Here is a 20474-nt window from a genome sequence, read left to right on the forward strand (position 1 = left end):
CTTATTTCGCGTCGTACCAAGTTGGACCGTAAGAATAATCAACTTTCAGCGGAACAGCTAGTTCAATTGCGTGCTCCATCACTTCAGGTACAAGCTGCTCTAATTTTTCAATTTCTTCTTTTGGTGCTTCAAAGATTAATTCATCGTGTACTTGCAGAAGAAGACGCGCTTGTAATCCTTCTTCTTCTAGACGATCTGCCATAACAATCATCGCTTTTTTAATAATATCAGCTGCACTACCTTGAATTGGTGTATTCATAGCTGTACGCTCAGCAAAGCTTCGTAAATTGAAATTACGACTCGTAATTTCAGGAATATAACGACGACGATTTAATAAGGTAGCTACGTATCCTTTTTGTTTCGTATCTTTTACGATATCATCCATATATTCTTTTACACCAGGGAAACTTTCTAAATACTTTTCAATAAATTCCCCTGCCGCTTTTCTTGTAATTCCTAAGTTTTGTGATAGTCCGTAATCACTAATACCATACACAATCCCGAAGTTAACCGCTTTTGCTTGTCGTCTCATATTCGAAGTTACTTCATCTTTTCCAACGCCGAATACATCCATAGCAGTTTTCGTGTGAATATCCATATCATTTTGGAACGCTTCAACTAGCCCTTTATCATTTGCAATATGAGCTAATACACGAAGTTCGATTTGTGAATAGTCGGCCGCGTACATAATCCACCCTTCTTCTGATGGAACAAATGCCTGACGAATCTTTCTTCCTTCTTCTAATCGAATTGGGATATTTTGCAAGTTAGGATCTGTTGAACTTAATCGACCTGTTTGCGTTAACACTTGATTAAAACGAGTATGAATTTTAGATGAATCTTCATGTACCACTTTCAATAAACCTTCAATGTAAGTTGAATTTAGTTTCCCCAATTGACGATAATGTAAAATGTTTGGAATGATTTCATGATGATCCATAAGTTTATCTAGTACATCAGCTGATGTAGAATAACCTGTTTTCGTCTTTTTAATGACTGGTAAGTTTAAGTTCTCAAACAGAATAACCCCAAGTTGCTTCGGTGAATTAATATTAAATTCCGTTCCAGCAAGCTTATAAATTTCCTGTTCCATTTCCTTTAATCTACCCGCAAGTTCTTCTCCCATATGACGAAGACGCTCCGTATCAACTTTTACACCTTTCACTTCCATATCAGCTAATACGCGAGCAAGCGGTAATTCTAACTCTGTAAATAGTTCATATTGCTCGTTCTTTTCTAATTCTTCTAAGAATGTTTGCTTTACATCATATAATACATGCACTTTACGAGCTACATGCTCCGCTACTACCTCTAAATCTGGAACAGCTCGTTTTGCACCTTTTCCGTAAACTTCTTCATCCGATTTCACAGCATGCGTTTCTTTCATTTTCGCTACAGTACGGAAATCTTTGTCCGTATCAGCTGGATCAAGTAAATACGCAGCAATTAATAGATCAAAGTCAATTCCTTGAATATTTATACCGTTCCACTTAAGCGCAACGATAGCACGCTTCGCATCAAATGTATGCTTTCTCATTTCTCCATTTGCAAGCCATGTTTTGAATGCATCTGATTTAAGAGCTGTTTCTGCCGAAATGAAGTAACAACCATTTTCATTTTGAATACCAAAACCTTGAATATCCGCTTTATGATAATTATCTTCTTGTACTTCAACAATAAGCGCACTATCTTGCTGAAGCATTTCTTCTGTAACTTCTTCCACAATATCAAATGTAATATCATCTAATTCAGCTGGAGCAGTTTCCTCAGGTGTAACACCTAACTTATTTAATAGAGATGTAAACCCTAAATTCTCAAACATCGGAATAACGTCGCTCGGTTCGTACCCTTTATATTCCATATCATCTACATGCACAGTAATTGGTGCATCTGTAATGATAGTCGCCAAATCTTTACTCATAAGAGCTTGTTCTTTATTTGCTTCTAGCTTTTCTTTTAATTTCTTCCCGCTTACTTGATCTAAATTTTCATATACTGCTTCTACTGTCTCAAACTGTGTTAACAGTTTAATCGCAGTTTTTTCACCAACTCCTGGTACACCTGGAATATTATCAGACTGGTCTCCCATTAAACCTTTCATATCGATGATTTGTTTTGGTGATAAGCTGTATTTCTCAAATAAAGCTTCTGTCGTATATTCATCCACTTCTGTAATCCCTTTTCGAGGAATACATACAAGCGTGTTATCAGAAACAAGTTGAAGTAAATCTTTATCTCCTGAAATTACTTTTACACTTGCTCCTTGTTCACTCGCTTCTTTCGCTAACGTTCCCATAATGTCATCCGCTTCATAATTTTCTAGCTCATAACGCGGTACATTGAATGCATCAAGCATCTCACGAATAAATGGGAATTGTTCTGATAATTCAGGTGGAGTCTTTTGACGCCCCCCTTTATACTCACTATACGTTTTATGACGGAACGTTGTTTTGCCCGCATCAAACGCTACTAACATATGTGTCGGTTTTTCTTCCTCTAATATTCTCATTAACATCATTGTAAAACCGTAAATTGCGTTCGTATGTATACCTTTGTCGTTATTTAAAAGCGGTAGTGCAAAGAAAGCACGATACGCGATATTATTACCATCTACTAATACGACTTTTTTTTCCAAACTACAAACCTCCCCATACAAATTTGAAATGATTTTTTTCACAGAAAAAAACCGTTCCTTTCCTCTCTCTATATTAACATGACTAATAGAGAGAAGAAAAATAACGGTTATTTTCTATCATATATACAAACGGTTATTAACATAAAAGGGAAGTGACGAGAATAGCACAACTATTCTCGTCCAAAATTACTCCTTGGATGAAGGGGTTTTCATCTATTATATTAACAGAGCTTTATTAATATTTAATTAAGCCATTGTTAATATATTGTAAATATCCTTCGTCCTATTTTTCAGTTGCCGATTTTGGTAAAACAACTGTAAATGTCGTCCCTTCTCCAATCTTACTATCCACTGTAATTGTACCGTGATGTGCCTCAACTAAATGCTTTACAATCGATAATCCAAGGCCTGTACCACCAGTATTTCTACTTCTTGCTTTATCCACCCGGTAAAAACGTTCAAAAATACGCGGAATTTCATCTTCACTAATACCAATTCCAGTATCCGACACCTTTATATAAGCATTATATTTATCTTCTGCTAGTTCAACAGAAACAATGCCTCCAGCCGGTGTATATACGATTGCATTATTAATTAAATTAATAAAGATTTGTTTCAAACGACTTGGATCTCCAATAACGGAAACACGTTTAAATACATTCACTTGTAAAGAAATTTCTTTTTCTCCAGCTTTATTATCAAGCACCATATGAATATCTTCAAGAATTCCTTTCATATCAACGGTCCCCATATTTAATTTAAACCCTTGTTGTTCGATCTTTGACAAATCTAATAAATCTTCAATTAATCCTTGCATACGCTCACTTTCTTTTAAAATGATATGCAAGAAATGCTCGCAGAATTTTTTATTATCCATCGCCCCATCCAAGAGCGTTTCTGAAAAACCTTTAATAGAAGTAATCGGTGTCTTTAATTCATGAGACACATTCGCTAAAAAGTCTTTTCTCATTTGTTCTAATTTCTTTAGCTCTGTTATGTCATGAAATACGAGAACAATTCCTTTCCACTCATGGTTCGTCCCGATAATCGGCGCCCCATATACTTCAAAATGCTTTCGCTCAATACCAAGTGGCAATAACATTTGCTTACGCACTTTCACTTCAGTCATAAAGATTTCTTCGACAAGCTCAATAATTTCTGTATGATGAAACGATTCGTAATATAAACGGTCTAAATATTCTTCGTCTGTTACGTGGAAAGTTTCCTTATAAGAACGGTTTACAAGATTTATATACCCGCGGCTATCAATTAAAATCATTCCACTTCCCATGTTTTCAATTAACGTATGCAGACGATCTTGTTGCATTTCTTGTTCGAGTGTCATCTCTTGTAAATTGCGTGCCAAAATATTAATCGCTTTGCTCAGCATCCCTGTTTCATCTGAATGACTTTCGTATGCGCGTGCTTTATAATTACCCTTTGCTAATTCAATCGCCACTTTTGTAACCGATTCAATCGGCCTAATATATTGCCCTGTAATTTTCACACCAAGGAATACTACTACGAGACAAGCAATGACAAATCCAATAATTAATAATCCCCACGTTTTTTGATGTACGTTTCTCAAAGGATCAATTGTACTTTTCACCAAAATATACCCTTGTTTACCCGCTACATCTTGAACGAATACCGCATGATAAAATTCATTCTTTTGATCTGTTTCTTTCGTAATCACTTTATTTCGTTGTTTTGCTGCTTCCGAAGAAAGCTCTTTAATCGTCTCTTGATTAAATGCAGATTGTTGTCCTTTGCTATATTGAACTTTCTTTTTTTCATCCATAAATAGGATAGCAGCCGGTATTTGTTCTTCTAGCTTTTCAAATATATACGGATTTTTTACAACATCATCAAATCCTTGTTCTTCTGCTAATATGGCAACATACCTAGTCTCTTTTACCATTCTCTCTTTAGCATGATCTATATAATAGTTTTCAAACACAGTTTCTAGCAATAAACCTAGTCCAACTAAAATAAATACAATAAGAGAAACAAATGTAAAAAGAAGCCTGGAACGAAATTTATTCATCCCCTTTTGGCTCCTCTAATTTATATCCTAAACCACGTATCGTTTTAATGTACGCCGGTTTTTTCGTATTTTTTTCAATTTTATCGCGCAAATGGCTAATATGAACATCGACAATTCGTGTATCACCAGCAAAATCATAATTCCATACCGCACTTAATAATTGATCACGCGTCAACACGCGACTTTTATTTTTCGCGAGATAAACAAGTAGTTCAAATTCTTTTGGTGTTAATTCAAGCTTTCTTCCTTGGAAATAAGCCTCATAAAACTCCGGTAAAATTTTAAGTTCTGCAATTGTGATGCTATCTTCATCTGGCGCTTCTGCAACTTGTTCTTCTTGTTGTAATTTCGTACGGCGCAAAATCGCCTTCACACGAGCAACAACTTCTCTTGGGCTAAACGGTTTCGTCATGTAATCATCCGCCCCAAGTTCAAGACCGAGCACCTTATCAAATTCATCATCTTTTGCCGTTAACATTAAAATCGGTGTCATGACACGCTGCAATCGTAATTCTTTACAAACTTCCATACCATCCATTTTCGGAAGCATTAAATCTAATATAATTAAATCTGGACGTTCTGTAGTCGCTTTTTGAAGCGCCATTTCTCCATCCATCGCTGTTATCACTTCAAACCCAGCTTGTTGTAAATTAAATTCAATTAAAGTTAAGATAAATTCCTCATCATCAACTACTAAAATACGATTGTTCATTCTTTTCCTCCAAGTTATAGACTTGAAACCTTCTTCATCCTAGTATTTTCCCCGTTATTCTCATCATACTAGAAAACAAGGTCCCCCTCAATATAATTGTCTATTCATGGATTCAGATTGTACTATTGCTATTCCTAAAAAACAATTACATTCGTCTCAATTAATGTGTTGTTATCCATACTTTATACACTTCTATATTGTTATTAAATTCTACTTTCGTATGAATATTGAGTTCTCGATTTTGTGCTAAGAAAAACGAAAGAGCATACGCTATTTTATAGTCAGGTGTTTCATACCCATCAAATAGTCTTCCATACATTTCATTCGCGATCGAATCCGCCCACACTTCAGCTTCTCTTATCGTTTCAAAAATAATATCTTCCCTTTCCCATTTCACAGTCATATTGTTCCCCCCTAAACAAAAAGTAGCGCTAGCATACCCTTAATAAGAATATGACCAGCGCTACTTTTATATCATTCGAACTTTCATTTTTTAAAAATTATCTAATGCTTTTTCCATAATAGAAACTGATTTATAAGGCGGTGTTACTGTTAATGAGCCTTTCACAACAGTATCTCCTTTTTCATCATGAGCAGATACAAGCATATCAATTGTATGTTCCTCCTCTGAAACCGCCACAACTTCAAAGTGGATTTGTAACGTTTCATAATGGTGAACATGCTTCACTAACGTAAGGTCCTTCCTAGTAATATGACTGCCTGGACCTGGTAAATATTTCGTAACTGCCGTTGTAATGAGCCCTGTTAGCATAATGCTCGGTACAATCGGCTTTTCGTACGGAGTTTGGGATGCGTAATCATGCTGAATATATAATGGATTGGCATCATTCGTTAACCCTAAGTACAATAACAAATCTTTATCCTCAATTTTTTCAGTGATAGATAATTTCTCTCCTACTGTAATCTCATCCATTCTACGACCAATTTGAACTTTTTTCTTTAACATGTTACAACCCCCTCCGATTTTTTCACCTTATTATCCTACTAAAATCGATACCTTATCCGAAATTTACTATGATGAGGGCAATGTATAGTATAAGTCTATAGTTTCATTATAGGATACACCAAATGATAGCGTTTTCATATTATTTCAAAAAAACATTTTAATAAATAGTAGAAAAAGATTCGGGGCCCCGAATCTTTTTCCGCTTATATTTAATGATTAAATAAGAACTTTCATAACGTTACGTACAGATTCTACAGAGCGATCTAACGCTTCTCTCTCATCTGCAAGAAGTTCTAATTCAATAATTTTTTCAATTCCGTTACCACCAAGAATTACTGGTACCCCTAGGTACAGGTCACTATAACCATATTCACCTTCAAGGTACGCAATAGCTGGTAATACACGGCGTTGATCTTTTAAGATTGCTTCTGTCATTTCAACTAAAGAAGCTGCCGGTGCGTAATATGCACTACCGTTTCCTAATAAGCCTACAATCTCGCCGCCACCTTTACGTGTACGTTCGACAATTGCCTCTAATCGCTCTTTCGGAATTAACGTTTCTAACGGAATGCCACCTGCATAGGAATAACGTACAAGAGGTACCATATCGTCACCGTGTCCGCCAAGAACAAATCCTGTAATGTCTTTCACAGAAAGATTTAATTCTTGTGCAATGAATGTACGGAAACGAGCTGTATCTAATACGCCCGATTGACCGATAACACGCTCTTTCGGGAATCCTGCTTCTTTAAATACAGAATATGTCATTGCATCAACTGGATTTGTTAATACAACAATAATCGCATTTGGTGAATGTTTTGCAATGTCGCGTGTAATACTTTTCATAATTTTAGAGTTTGTTGCTACTAGGTCATCACGGCTCATACCGGGCTTACGCGCAATACCTGCTGTAATAACGACAACGTCAGAATCAGCAGTATCTGCGTAATCCGATGTACCAATAATGTTAGCATCAAAACCTTGTACTGGGCTCGCTTCTAACATATCTAACGCTTTCCCTTTTGTTGGATTTTCCAGCTGTGGAATGTCCACTAATACAACATCTGCAAGTTCTTTTTGTGCTAATAAGAATGCTGTTGTTGCTCCTGTAAATCCTGCACCGATGACTGAAACTTTCTTGCGTTTGATTGTCATAATTTACCCCCCGCTTTAATTATGCGTTTTTGATTATCGCTACATCCATGTTTTTAATAAGTTCATTAGCAAACTCAGAACATTTCACTTCTGTTGCGCCTTCCATTAGACGAGCGAAGTCATATGTTACTACTTTTGAAGCAATTGTTTTCTCAACTGAAGCAGTTACTAATTTCGCAGCTTCATTCCATCCTAAATGTTCTAGTAATAATACACCAGAAAGAAGAACAGAAGATGGATTTACTTTATCTAAACCTGCATATTTTGGAGCTGTACCATGTGTAGCTTCAAAGATAGCATGTCCAGTCACATAGTTAATATTTGCACCAGGTGCAATACCAATTCCACCTACTTGTGCAGCAAGTGCATCAGAGATGTAGTCTCCGTTTAAGTTCATTGTTGCAACAACATCGAACTCACGTGGACGAGTTAAAATTTGTTGTAAGAAGATATCTGCAATAGAATCTTTTACGATGATTTTTCCAGCAGCTTCAGCATCTGCCATCGCTTTATTCGCTACATCTTTTCCATCTTTTTCGACGATACGATCATATTCAGACCAAGTAAATACTTTGTCGCCGAATTCTTGTTCCGCTACTTCGTAACCCCAGTTTTTGAAAGCACCTTCTGTAAACTTCATAATGTTTCCTTTATGAACTAATGTAACAGAAGAGCGTTTTTCGTTAATTGCATATTGAATTGCAGCACGAACAAGACGCTTTGTCCCTTCTTCTGAAATCGGTTTAATACCAATACCAGATGTTTCTGGGAAGCGGATTTTATTAACACCCATTGCTTCTTTTAAGAAAGCAAGAACTTTTTCTGCTTCTGGAGATCCTTGTGCATATTCAATTCCAGCATAAATGTCTTCTGTATTTTCACGGAAAATAACCATATCAGTATCTTCCGGACGTTTTACAGGTGAAGGAACTCCTTCAAAATAACGAACTGGACGTAGACATACATATAAATCTAATTCTTGACGAAGTGCTACGTTTAGAGAACGAATGCCACCGCCAACTGGAGTTGTAAGTGGACCTTTAATCGCGATTAAATATTCACGGATTAAATTTAAAGTCTCTTCTGGTAACCACTCACCTGTTTGGTTGAATGCTTTTTCCCCTGCAAGCACTTCTTTCCAAACGATTTTCTTCTCACCATCATAAGCTTTTTCAACTGCTGCTTCTAGTACGCGAGATGCAGCTGCCCAAATATCAGGACCAATTCCATCTCCTTCAATAAATGGAATAATCGGATTGTTTGGTACATTCATAACACCATTAGTTACAGTAATTTTTTCACCTGTCGTCAATGTGATAACCCCCATGTTTGAAATTTCATATGTATGAAACTGAGGGAATCACCCCTCAGTTCAAACCGTTAGTCAAATTAAAATATTCTAATCATTACATCTTTCCGAAAAAATCAGACTTTTGAAAGCGTATTTTCACTATCAAAATAGTGTTTTTCGCTTATCGTTGTGCAATTGGAACATACACTTGGTGTGTCGGTCCATTATAATCAGCACGCGGACGGATTAAACGGTTATTTTCATATTGTTCTAGAATATGAGCTAACCAGCCTGACATACGGCTAATTGCAAAAATAGGTGTAAATAAGTCATGGTCAATTCCTAAACAATGGTATACAGAAGCTGAATAGAAATCAACATTTGGTGGAAGACCTTTTTCTTTTGTTACAATGTCTTCAATTTTGATAGACATATTATACCATTTCTCTTCTCCTAAAAGCACGCATAATCTCTTAGACATTTCGCGTAAGTGTTTCGCACGTGGATCACCATGCTCATACACACGGTGGCCAAAGCCCATGATTTTCACTTTATTTTGAAGAGCATTATGAATATATGATTCTACATTTTCTTCTTCGCCAATTTCAGTTAACATCTTCATTACATTTTCATTTGCTCCACCGTGAAGAGGACCTTTTAATGCACCGATTGCTGCTGTAATGCCAGAATATACATCTGAAAGTGTAGCTACGCAAACACGTGCAGTAAATGTAGAAGCGTTTAACTCATGATCTGCATGAAGTACAAGCGCCTTATCAAAAGCTTCAATTTCAACTTCATTTGGCTCACGATCATTTAACATGTACAAGAAGTTTGCAGCTAATGATAAATCTTTTCTTGACTCAACAACATCTAAACCTTTACGAATTCTTGCATAAGCCGCAACTAAAGTGCCCACTTGAGCCTGTAATTTAACCGCTTTCAAATAATTGGACTTTTCATCCATTATTTCGGCGCTCTCATCGTATAATGATAGCATGGAAATTGCAGTGCGTAAAACAGACATCGGGTGTGCAATTTTTAAATCTACTTGTTTCAAATATGTTAAAATCTCATCTGGAACTTTATAGTATTCTGATACCGTCTCTTTAAATTCCGCTAACTCTTGTTCGTTAGGAAGCTTGCGGTGCCATAATAAGTACACTACTTCTTCAAACGTAGCATTCTCAGCTAAATCATCAATATTATACCCAACATAAGTTAATGTATCATCAATAATAGAGCTCACAGATGATGTTGTTGCTACTACCCCTTCTAAACCTCGAATAACAGTCATGACATTCTCTCCTTTTCCTGAAAATTCTCCCAACCTTGCTCCTTATATCTATTTGCTCCCCTTATAAATTATGAACGCCCGTTCACTCTTTAGGCAAGCAAAATGCACGATCATGCAAATTTGTTGCGATGTTCCCCTCTTATTGTCCATTGTCTACATGGAAAGCATGAGCGTGAATGTCTCCCCGAATCCTCACGCTCAGAACAACAAGTTAGTGAGGAAAATAAATTCCGAAGAGTTTTATGATAAAAACAACATAAAACAANNTTGTTTTATGTTGTTTTTATTTTATCTGGTGTAAAGTCTCTGCTGTTATGTAACTTTTCAAAGTTTCTAATCCTATTATAAACAATTATCTGACTTTTGTGAACAGGAAGAATTCAAAATTTTTATATTACTATAAAATTTCTTATTTAAACATCTGTATAATACTCATAACTGCATAGGCAATTCCAGCCCCAATCAATGGACCTACAGCAACCCCATTAAATAAAGCAACCGCTATAATTGTCCCAAAAACAAGCGCAGTTGTAATATGAGGATCCGTCGCCAACAATTGTACGCCGCCTTTTGCTAACAAAGCGACCGCTACACCTGAAGCTAAAGCAATCCATGCATAATACGATTTTGCTGCTTCTCCAAGTTGTTTAAAACCTATTTCCCCCGTCGCAATCGGTACGAGCACTGCTATTGTAATGACTGTTACACCAAGGTTAATTCCTTTCGTTTGTAAATAAGGAAAGACTTTATCTCCTAAAAACGTAAACTTCAATAAAAATAACACACCGATTGCTACAGTAAGCGATTGGTTTTTAGCAATAAGTCCTATAATAAGTAGTATGAATAAAAATAACGTTGACTGACTAATCATGTTTGCACTTCCTTTCTGAAAATAATGAACTCGTTTCCAAACAAAAATACATTTAAACCTATCGTTATACATGCTATATCGATGTCTATTTGCCGATAACCACTTCATTTTTTATGTATTTTAAAATTACAAAACGGGACTTTCACCAAAAAATTGAAGCACGTATACATTTTTGAAAACGGTCGTCTCTCCTTTATTTTCTAATAAGAAACAGGTAAAATAAAAAGAAGAGAAAATGAAGTTTTTACCATATAGGTAGAAGCATCCACACCAAGCTTTTACAGTCAATCATGTACTGAAAAAGCAGGAAAAATCCATCATTCCACTATAACATAAAGTGAAACTTTAATCAGTGAATGCTACTCGTTATAAGTTGAACGAATTAGGATTATACAAATTGGAATGGGAGGTATACATCTTTGAATCGAAACTTACTATATATGATATTGCGACTCATGTTTGTCATTGTAGCAACGATAGCTGGATTCTATGTATTACTATACATGTCAGGGCTTATCTATCCTTTTATTATCGCTTTTGCATTCGCTTATTTAATTAATCCTGTCGTCAATTTCCTGAATCAAAAACTACAATTTCCTCGTGCACTAGCAGTACTCGTTAGCTTAATTCTCGTATTTGGAGCTATCGTCGGACTTGTTACATACCTTGTAACGGAAGCAATATCTGCCACAACATACTTACTACAAATTGTTACAATAAAGTTTCCGGATATCGTTGCATTCGCTCAGCAATTTGCACTTAATCATATTATGCCTCTTTATGATGATTTAATCTCTAAATTTAATCATCTGGGAGAACCGCAGCGCTATACGATTACACAAAACATCCAAAACTTAGGAACCGAAGCAACGACACAAATGAAAGAACTTTTAACCGCCATTATAAGTGGATTAACAAATTTCATTAGCGCATTACCAACAACTTTAACTGTCCTTGTATTCGTTTTATTAGCCACTTTCTTCATTAGTTACGATTGGCACCGTCTTGCTCAGAAAGCAAGACGACTTCTACCGAATCGTGTACATGGCTACGGAAAAACTATTTTTGTCGATTTAAGAAAAGCCCTGTTCGGTTTTGTTAAAGCGCAACTTACACTCGTATCTATGACAACCGTTATTGTGCTAATTGGACTTTTAATATTGCGCGTACCATACGCCATTACTATCGCAATTATTGCAGGGGTTGTAGATTTACTCCCATATTTAGGAACAGGTGCCGTCTTCGTTCCATGGGTTATATACGTATTTTTCACTGGCGACACCGCATTCGCCATCGGTCTTCTCATCTTATACATCGTCGTGATTGTCCAAAGACAAATTATGGAGCCTAAAGTACTTTCATCTAACATCGGCCTCGATCCATTAGCGACACTAGTCGCTCTATTTGTTGGCTTTAAGCTCTTTGGTTTTTTAGGATTAATCATCGGTCCAGTCATACTAGTACTACTTAATACATTACACAAAGCTCATGTATTCCATGACTTATGGAAATATATTAAAGGTTCACCTTCCAAATAACTGTTTCTAATTCATATACAACTAAAAATCTAACTATAATCAGTGGGAATTTCCCACTGATTATTCAATGTACTTTTTTGTACTAACTACATTTTTTAAAGAGGATTTCCCTAAAAAAGGATAATGCTCTTATTTTTTGCATAAAAAAACACATTTTCTAGTTAAAAATACATTTTTATTCTATTAACCTTATAATTATTACTTACATTTATTACTTTTTATGTAAATGAATAAATATACAAAAATCTACAAAAGGCGACTTTTAACTAATATTTTCTCTTCTCTTATGTAATTACTTGACGCTATTTCATCTTTTATATATACAAGCAAACTCCATTCAGCGTTAAAAAATAACAGCATTCAAAATTATACGTTGAATCAAAAATACAGAACGAACATGATAAAACAACACTTTACTCTCCCGCATCAATGAAGCTTTTGCAGAATAAAAAAAATAGTGCTTAGATTGCTATAATCTAAGCACTATTTCTGAATAATAATAGTAGAGTTCTTTCTAAATTTCCATTCCATCCACTTCATAACAAGCGGCTTCAATAAAGCTCTCGTTACAGGAATAACAAAGATAAAACCTATTATATCCGTCACGTATCCAGGAAGTACTAAAAGAATACCTCCTATAAAGACAAAAATACCATCTAGAACGGCATCACCCGGCATTTCTCCTCTATTTAACCTAAATTGAATCTCCCTAAGCACTTTGAACCCTTGTCGTTTTGCCAAATACACACCTACAACACCTGTAAATACAATCATAGCGAACGTAGACCATAAACCTATTACATGACTGGATCCAATCAAGACCGTAATCTCAATCGCGGGTATTAAAATAAGTAAAAATAACAACCATTTCACGGTTCCGCACCCCTTTCATATTCCATCAAAAAAACTCAAACATTATCTCTTCTAACATTACCTTTAAAGCGCCCACAACGCTCTTATAAGCTTCCAAAAAGAGAAACAACCTTTCCCCATTAAAACTCCATAAGAAGTGCTTTTTAAAGCATTTTCAGGCTTTTCAAGCTATCTATATCTCTTTTTTGTGTAAAAAAAAAGAGAAGGACTCCGATCCTTCTCCCCGTATTACTTATAGCACTTCCGCATGTCCATTATAAACAATTCCGCGTGCTGCATCAACTGTTACTTCTTGGCCATTTTTTAAAGTTGTTGTTACGCCGTTTACACCAACGATAACAGGAATACCGATTGATACACCTACAACAGCTGCATGGCTTGTTAGACCGCCTTCTTCTACAACTAAAGCAGCAGCTTTTTCGATTGCAGGAATCATATCTTTATCCGTACTTATTGTAACAAGGATATCACCTTTGTTTACGTTCGCTACAGCTTCAGCAGCTGTTTTTGCTACAACTACTTTACCTTTTGCAGCTTTACGACCGATTCCTTGTCCTTTAGCAACTTCTTCACCAACAACATGGATTTTCATTAAGTTTGTTGTACCAGTTTCAGCAACTGGAACACCAGCAGTGATTACTACAGTGTCTCCAAGTCCGATTAGACCTGCATCCATACCTGTTTGAATTGCAGTATCTAACATTTCGTCAGTAGAAGCTGCACGCTTGTCAGCCATAAATGCTTGTACACCCCAAACAAGTGCAAGACGACGTCCTACTTGCTCGTCAGTTGTTACAGCTACGATTGGAGATTTCGGACGGTATTTAGAGATCATTTTCGCAGTATATCCACTTTCTGTTGGAGCTACGATTGCAGCTACACCAAGAGCAAGTGCAGTGTGCGCAACAGATTGGCTAATTGCATCTGTAATTGTTGGAGTGAATTCTTTAATACGTTTTTTGAACATATCTTCATATTGTAATGATTTTTCAACACGTACTGCAATGTTAGCCATCATTGTTACTGCTTCTACTGGGTATTGACCAGCAGCAGTTTCACCTGAAAGCATGATTGCATCTGTACCATCGAAGATCGCGTTAGCTACGTCACTTGCTTCCGCACGAGTTGGACGTGGGTTACGTTGCATAGAGTCTAACATTTGTGTTGCAGTAATAACCGGTTTACCTAACACGTTACATTTTTTGATTAGACGTTTTTGTACTAATGGTACTTCTTCTGGTGGAATTTCTACACCCATGTCACCACGAGCTACCATTAAACCGTCAGAAACTTCTAAGATTGAATCGATGTTGTCGATACCTTCTTGGTTCTCGATTTTTGGTACGATTTGGATGTATTGAGCTTTATGCGCTTCTAATAATTCACGAATTTCTAATACGTCAGATGCTTTACGCACGAAAGATGCTGCGATGAAATCAACTTTTTGCTCGATACCGAAGATGATATCTTTTACGTCTTTTTCAGTGATACCAGGAAGCTTAATGCTTACGTTTGGTACGTTAACACCTTTTTTATTTTTTACAGTTCCACTGTTTAAAACTTTTGTACGGATGTTTCCGTCAGCTTTTTCGATCACTTCAAGCTCGATAAGACCGTCATCGATTAGAATGCGAGAACCTGGGTCTACATCGTCATAAAGACCAGCGTAAGATACAGAGAACTTCTCTGCAGTACCTAACACTTGCTCAGTAGAAAGAACTACTTCTGCACCTGTTACAAGCTCAGCTTGTCCGTCTACGAAGTCGTGCGTACGGATTTCTGGACCTTTTGTATCAAGTAAAATACCAACTGTTTTACCAGTTTTCTTTGAAGCTTCACGAATGTTTTTAATACGAGCGCCGTGTTCTTCATGGCTACCATGAGAGAAGTTTAAACGAGCAACGTTCATACCCGCTTCGATTAATTGCTCTAATTTCTCAATACTTTCACTAGCAGGACCTATAGTACATACAATTTTAGTTTTACGCATATTGCACCTCCGAAAATTATGAAACCGTTCCCAAAAATCAGACATTATTCCGATTAGATGGATAATTCTTTAGATAATTGATACATATCTTTGTCGATTGTATGCTTTTGAGCTAACGCTTCGATAATGTCATGATCAACAAGTTTATTATTTTGAATACCAACACAACGTCCGCCATTACCAGCAATTAACAATTCAACTGCTCTTGCGCCAAGACGACTTGCTAATACACGGTCTTGTGCACTTGGTGATCCACCACGTTGTACGTGACCTAATACCGTTACACGCGTATCAAAGCTTGTTGCTTCTTCAATGTGCTTACCGATGTCAATTGCACTTCCAACACCTTCAGCTACAACGATAATACTGTGCTTTTTACCACGTTCACTACCACGTTTCAGACGAGCAATCACATCATCCATGTCATACTTCTCTTCTGGAATTAAGATTGTTTCTGCACCATCAGCTAAACCAGCCCATAATGCGATATCACCAGCGTGACGTCCCATTACTTCAATAACATATGTACGTTCATGCGATGTAGCTGTATCACGAATTTTGTCAATTGCATCAATAACAGTATTTAAAGCTGTATCGAAACCAATTGTGAAGTCTGTTCCAGGAATATCATTGTCGATTGTACCTGGTACACCAACACATGGGAATCCTTGTTCAGTTAATTTTTTAGCGCCTTGGTAAGAACCATCTCCACCAATAACAACAAGCCCTTCGATGCCATGTTTCTTTAATTGCTCGATACCTTTTAGTCGTACTTCTGGATCTTTAAACTCAGGACATCTTGCTGTATATAATTTTGTTCCACCGCGGTGGATAATATCGCCAACAGAACCAAGTTCTAATTTTTCAATGTGACCAGAAATTAAACCAGCGTATCCATGGTAAATACCATATACTTCAATATCATGGAAAATCGCTTTACGAACAACTGCACGAATGGCAGCATTCATACCAGGTGAATCTCCACCACTTGTTAATACACCAATACGTTTCATTTGTACTCACCTCATAAAGATTATTTACCTTATAATAAAATAACACGAAAAAATATAAAATTACAATGGAGAAGATGTGTCTTTTCACAATAAAAACGTGCATTCGCGAAGTGGAACGCACGTTTTTATTATTTTATCCAAATGGAAGCGTTTGAAAACGAAACTTGCCCAATTTTCATATATTTTTCATAACGTTTTTCGATTAATTCATCTTTCGAAATTCCGTTTAATTGTTCAAATGTTTTTTGAATCATTAAGTCTATATTTTCCGACTGTTTCAAAACATTACGGTGAGCTCCACCTTTTGCTTCTGGAATAATTTCGTCAATTACACCTAATTCTTTCAAATCCACTGCTGTAATTCTCATCGCTTCTGCAGCTTCCTTTGCTTTTCCTGCATCTTTCCAAAGAATTGCTGCCGCACCCTCTGGTGTAATAACAGAATAAGTGGAATTTTCTAGCATATGAATGTAATCTCCTACCCCAAGACCTAGCGCACCCCCGCTACCGCCTTCACCAATAACAATACAAATGACAGGTACTGTTAAGCCAGCCATTTCAAATAAATTGCGGGCAATTGCCTCACTTTGTCCACGTTCTTCAGCTGCTTTACCAGGATAAGCGCCTTTCGTATCAATGAAACAAATAATCGGACGATTAAACTTTTCCGCCTGTTTCATTAAACGCAATGCTTTTCGATATCCTTCTGGATGAGGCATTCCAAAATTACGACGAATATTTTCTTTCGTATCTTTCCCGCGCTGATGCCCAATTACAGTTACAGGCATCCCTTTATATTTCGCAATGCCGCCGACAATCGCTGCATCATCGCCAAATAGGCGATCTCCATGACATTCAAAAAAATCAGTAAATAAGTGCTCAATATAATCGAGCGTTGTCGGTCTTTCCGCATGACGAGCAATTTGAACACGGTCCCATACTTTCATATTGCCGTATATATCTTCCTCTAAATTTTCTAGCTTGTCTTCCAAAATACGAATCTCCTCACTGAAGTCCATCTGGCTGTTTTTCGTATAGTCTTTCAGTTCACGAATCTTATTTCTTAGCTCAACAACTGGTTTCTCAAATTCTAACTCTGCCATACAGCCATTTCCCCTCCTTGATGAACTTCTAAAATCTTACGGAGTGATTCTCTCATATCATCGCGATGCACCACCGCATCTAATTGACCGTGCTCTAGTAAAAATTCTGCCGTTTGGAAATCTTCCGGTAGTTTCTCACGCACTGTTTGTTCAATTACACGTCTACCAGCAAACCCGATAAGTGCACCTGGTTCTGCAAGATTATAATCACCAAGTGAAGCGAAACTCGCTGAAACCCCGCCCGTCGTCGGGTGAGTCATAACAGAAATAAATAATCCTCCTGCATTACTATGCTTTTTCAAAGCTACGCTTGTTTTTGCCATTTGCATTAAACTTAATATCCCTTCTTGCATACGGGCACCACCCGAAGCTGTAAAGATAATAAATGGAACTTGTAAGTCGTATGCCTTTTCAACCGCACGGGCAATTTTTTCTCCTACAACAGAGCCCATGCTCCCCATTCGAAAACGAGAATCCATTACTGCAACAACAACAAGCATGTCATCAATTGTTCCTTCACCAGTTACAACCGCTTCATTCAATTCAGTCTTCTTACGATCGTTCTCTAGTTTCTCTTCATATCCTGGAAACTCGAGTGGATTTAATGAAACCATTTCTTTGTCATACTCACTGAATGACCCTTCGTCCAATATACTATCAAGACGTTCCCATGCATTCATAGGATGATGATACCCACAGTTCACACATACTTTTAAATTTTTTAGAAGCTCTTTCGTATACATGATTTTTTTACATTTCGGACATTTTGTCATAACGCCATCTGGTACATCTTTTCGTACTTGTTCTGAAGGTATTGCAGCGTACTTTTTCTTTTTCACGAATAAATCTCTTAGCACAATTTGACCCCCTTCGTTGAGAGCTAAGGTTAGCGTAAGAAGAAAATGGGGCTAACACCAAAGTTCGATGTTAGCCTTATCTTCTCAATCTGTCTAATAACCTCTCTCTTTACGTTTAACTTTAACCGCTATGCGGTAGAATGTTTGTCATAACGTGTCATGGTCATTTCGACAAATTTTATACATTACGAGTGAAACTGTATATTCTCTACTAATTCATCGTAAATTTTTAATGCATCATTTTCTTGCTTCATTTCCAACGTAGCATAAAGCTTTTTATACATTTCAATAGAATCTCCTGAAATTTCACAAGAAAGAGTTGCGACGTAATCATTTACGATCATCCAAATGCGATATAGTAGATAATTATCGACTTGTTCAATAAGTGTTTTAAAGAACGTTTGATGAAGCGTTGGAATTGAAATTTCATTTTCTTCAAGCACTTGATGTAATTTACTTAGTACTTTAGAAAACGTTTCTTTCGGTAAATTACATACAATTCGAATCATATCTTTTTCAAGCAATCGTTTTGTTTGTAATAAATCACGAATTGTTTTCTCATCTTGCAATAGAAACGGAGCGATTAATTGTACAAGACCGTTATCGTAAAAGTTTCGAATAAACGTCCCTTCACCACGCCTTGTTTCAATCAATCCTACCAGTTCTAAAGCACGCAATGCTTCTCTTACGGAAGAACGTCCTACGTTTAATCGTGAACTTAACTCACGCTCAGACGGCAAACGATCTCCTGCTACCAATCCATCCTCTTCCATAATGGAACGGATTTTTTTTACAATTTCGAGATATACTTTTGTATTTGATGATGTCAATGGAAATTCCTCGCTTATTCTTTACCAATCAGCGCTAATTGTTTTGTTTTCTCAGCGATCTCATTTGGATCTACTTGACGGCGAGCTACTCCTGTCTCCATTGCAGCTTTCGCAACGTAAGCCGCTACTTGAGGCGCTACACGCGCGTCAAACGGCGCTGGAATGATATAGTCTGCATTTAACTCATCTTCTGCTACAAGCTCAGCAATAGCCTGTACAGCTGCCATCTTCATTTCTTCATTAATTTGTGTCGCATGTACGTCAAGTGCACCACGGAAAATACCCGGGAACGCTAGTACATTATTTACTTGGTTCGGGAAGTCAGAACGACCTGTTCCAACAACAGCTGCGCCCGCTGCTTTTGCCAATTCTGGCATAATTTCTGGAACTGGGTTCGCCATTGCAAAAATAATTGCATCGTCATTCATTGTACGAACCATCTCTTCTGTTAATGCACCTTCTGCAGATACACCAATGAATACGTCCGCACCTTGTACAACATCAGCTAAAGAACCTTCAATACGATTCTTATTCGTATATTTTGCAACTTCATCCTTCACCGGATTCATACCGACAGGACGACCTTCATAAATCGCACCTTTACGGTCACACATAATAACGTCACGTACACCATAGCGATATAAAAGTTTAATAATTGCAATACCTGCTGCACCTGCGCCATTTGCGACAACTTTAATGTCAGACATTTTCTTTCCAACTAATTTCAGCGCGTTCACAAGACCTGCTACTGTTACGATAGCTGTTCCGTGTTGATCATCATGGAAGATAGGAATGTTTGTTTCTTTTTTCAAACGTTCTTCAATAATGAAGCAGTTTGGTGCTGCGATATCTTCTAAGTTAACGCCGCCAAAAGTTGGCTCCATTAATTTTACAGTTTCAACAATTTTATCTACATCGTTTGTATTTAAGGCAATTGGGAATGCATCTACACCAGCAAAGCTCTTGAATAATACAGCTTTACCTTCCATTACTGGAAGAGATGCTTCAGGTCCAATGTTACCAAGACCAAGTACAGCCGTTCCATCTGTCACAACTGCTACCATATTTCCCTTCATTGTATATTCATATACCTTACTTTTATCGTCATAAATTTCTTTACAAGGCTCTGCAACCCCTGGAGAATATGCAAGACTTAAATCTTTTGCATTTTCTACTTTTACTTTTGATACAGTTTCTAATTTTCCTTGATGCACTTTATGCATGTGAAGTGCTTCTTCACGAAGTGTTGACAAACTATCCACTCTCCTCAAATTTTCTTGCTGATATCAATTTCT

At 36.9% G+C, this 20474-nt stretch carries 17 protein-coding genes; 1 reads left to right on the forward strand and 16 read right to left on the reverse strand.

Translation table 11 applies throughout. The annotated features are described in order from the left end of the window. Position 1: 1 nt before the first annotated feature. From polA to COI75_RS17625, 9 genes are all read right to left on the reverse strand, one after another. Positions 2–2635: a DNA polymerase I gene (gene polA, locus COI75_RS17580; protein ID WP_000412830.1), complete on the reverse strand. Its 2634-nt coding sequence runs from the start codon at positions 2633–2635 to the stop codon at positions 2–4. 283 nt (positions 2636–2918) lie between these two features. Next, positions 2919–4682: a sensory box histidine kinase PhoR gene (phoR, locus tag COI75_RS17585; protein ID WP_001032139.1), complete on the reverse strand. Its 1764-nt coding sequence runs from the start codon at positions 4680–4682 to the stop codon at positions 2919–2921. Then, entirely contained in the window at positions 4675–5394 is a 720-nt protein-coding gene (gene phoP / locus COI75_RS17590) for a two-component system response regulator PhoP (RefSeq protein WP_001065219.1), read from the reverse strand. The genes phoR and phoP overlap by 8 nt, the downstream gene beginning before the upstream one ends. Positions 5395–5554: 160 nt before the next feature. Further along, positions 5555–5791: a hypothetical protein gene (locus COI75_RS17595; protein ID WP_033657118.1), complete on the reverse strand. Its 237-nt coding sequence runs from the start codon at positions 5789–5791 to the stop codon at positions 5555–5557. 96 nt (positions 5792–5887) lie between these two features. Then, positions 5888–6361, reverse strand: coding sequence for a MaoC/PaaZ C-terminal domain-containing protein (locus tag COI75_RS17600; RefSeq protein WP_000914189.1), 474 nt, complete (start codon positions 6359–6361; stop codon positions 5888–5890). Positions 6362–6577: 216 nt separating this feature from the next. Next, a complete protein-coding gene (mdh, locus tag COI75_RS17605; RefSeq protein WP_000153233.1) occupies positions 6578–7516 on the reverse strand; it encodes a malate dehydrogenase in 939 nt (312 codons plus the stop codon). Between the two features lie 19 nt (positions 7517–7535). Then, the gene (icd, locus tag COI75_RS17610) at positions 7536–8828 is read right to left on the reverse strand and encodes an NADP-dependent isocitrate dehydrogenase (RefSeq protein ID WP_000206902.1); all 1293 of its coding nucleotides are present in this window, start codon (positions 8826–8828) and stop codon (positions 7536–7538) included. A 160-nt stretch (positions 8829–8988) separates the two neighbouring features. Next, a complete protein-coding gene (citZ, locus tag COI75_RS17615) occupies positions 8989–10137 on the reverse strand; it encodes a citrate synthase (RefSeq protein WP_002095241.1) in 1149 nt (382 codons plus the stop codon). Between the two features lie 376 nt (positions 10138–10513). Then, on the reverse strand, positions 10514–10975 hold the full coding sequence (locus COI75_RS17625; RefSeq protein ID WP_000625505.1) for a DUF441 domain-containing protein: 462 nt from the start codon (positions 10973–10975) through the stop codon (positions 10514–10516). 419 nt (positions 10976–11394) lie between these two features. Between COI75_RS17625 and ytvI the strand changes: the two genes are divergently transcribed. Beyond that, complete coding sequence (gene ytvI, locus COI75_RS17630) at positions 11395–12513, forward strand: sporulation integral membrane protein YtvI (protein ID WP_001081393.1); 1119 nt, start codon at positions 11395–11397, stop codon at positions 12511–12513. 483 nt (positions 12514–12996) lie between these two features. On the opposite strand, the gene COI75_RS17635 is transcribed toward ytvI, so the two are convergent. The 7 genes from COI75_RS17635 to COI75_RS17665 all read right to left on the reverse strand — a co-directional run bounded on the left by COI75_RS17635 (position 12997) and on the right by COI75_RS17665 (position 20402). After that, positions 12997–13386: an FxsA family protein gene (locus COI75_RS17635; RefSeq protein WP_000871645.1), complete on the reverse strand. Its 390-nt coding sequence runs from the start codon at positions 13384–13386 to the stop codon at positions 12997–12999. A gap of 232 nt (positions 13387–13618) precedes the next feature. Beyond that, entirely contained in the window at positions 13619–15376 is a 1758-nt protein-coding gene (gene pyk / locus COI75_RS17640; RefSeq protein WP_001232666.1) for a pyruvate kinase, read from the reverse strand. Between the two features lie 53 nt (positions 15377–15429). Continuing rightward, positions 15430–16389 (reverse strand): 6-phosphofructokinase, encoded by a 960-nt coding sequence (gene pfkA, locus COI75_RS17645; RefSeq protein WP_000821164.1) that lies wholly within the window; start codon positions 16387–16389, stop codon positions 15430–15432. A gap of 128 nt (positions 16390–16517) precedes the next feature. Further along, complete coding sequence (gene accA, locus COI75_RS17650) at positions 16518–17492, reverse strand: acetyl-CoA carboxylase carboxyl transferase subunit alpha (protein WP_000818799.1); 975 nt, start codon at positions 17490–17492, stop codon at positions 16518–16520. Then, entirely contained in the window at positions 17480–18349 is an 870-nt protein-coding gene (accD, locus tag COI75_RS17655; protein WP_000942867.1) for an acetyl-CoA carboxylase, carboxyltransferase subunit beta, read from the reverse strand. The genes accA and accD overlap by 13 nt, the downstream gene beginning before the upstream one ends. Before the next feature lie 185 nt (positions 18350–18534). Beyond that, the gene (locus tag COI75_RS17660) at positions 18535–19179 is read right to left on the reverse strand and encodes a FadR/GntR family transcriptional regulator (RefSeq protein WP_000204436.1); all 645 of its coding nucleotides are present in this window, start codon (positions 19177–19179) and stop codon (positions 18535–18537) included. A 14-nt stretch (positions 19180–19193) separates the two neighbouring features. Continuing rightward, positions 19194–20402, reverse strand: coding sequence for an NAD(P)-dependent malic enzyme (locus COI75_RS17665; RefSeq protein ID WP_170958529.1), 1209 nt, complete (start codon positions 20400–20402; stop codon positions 19194–19196). Positions 20403–20474: the final 72 nt, after the last annotated feature.

The sequence above is a fragment of the Bacillus cereus genome (genome assembly GCF_002564555.1).
Classification (GTDB): Bacteria; Bacillota; Bacilli; order Bacillales; family Bacillaceae_G; genus Bacillus_A; species Bacillus_A cereus_K.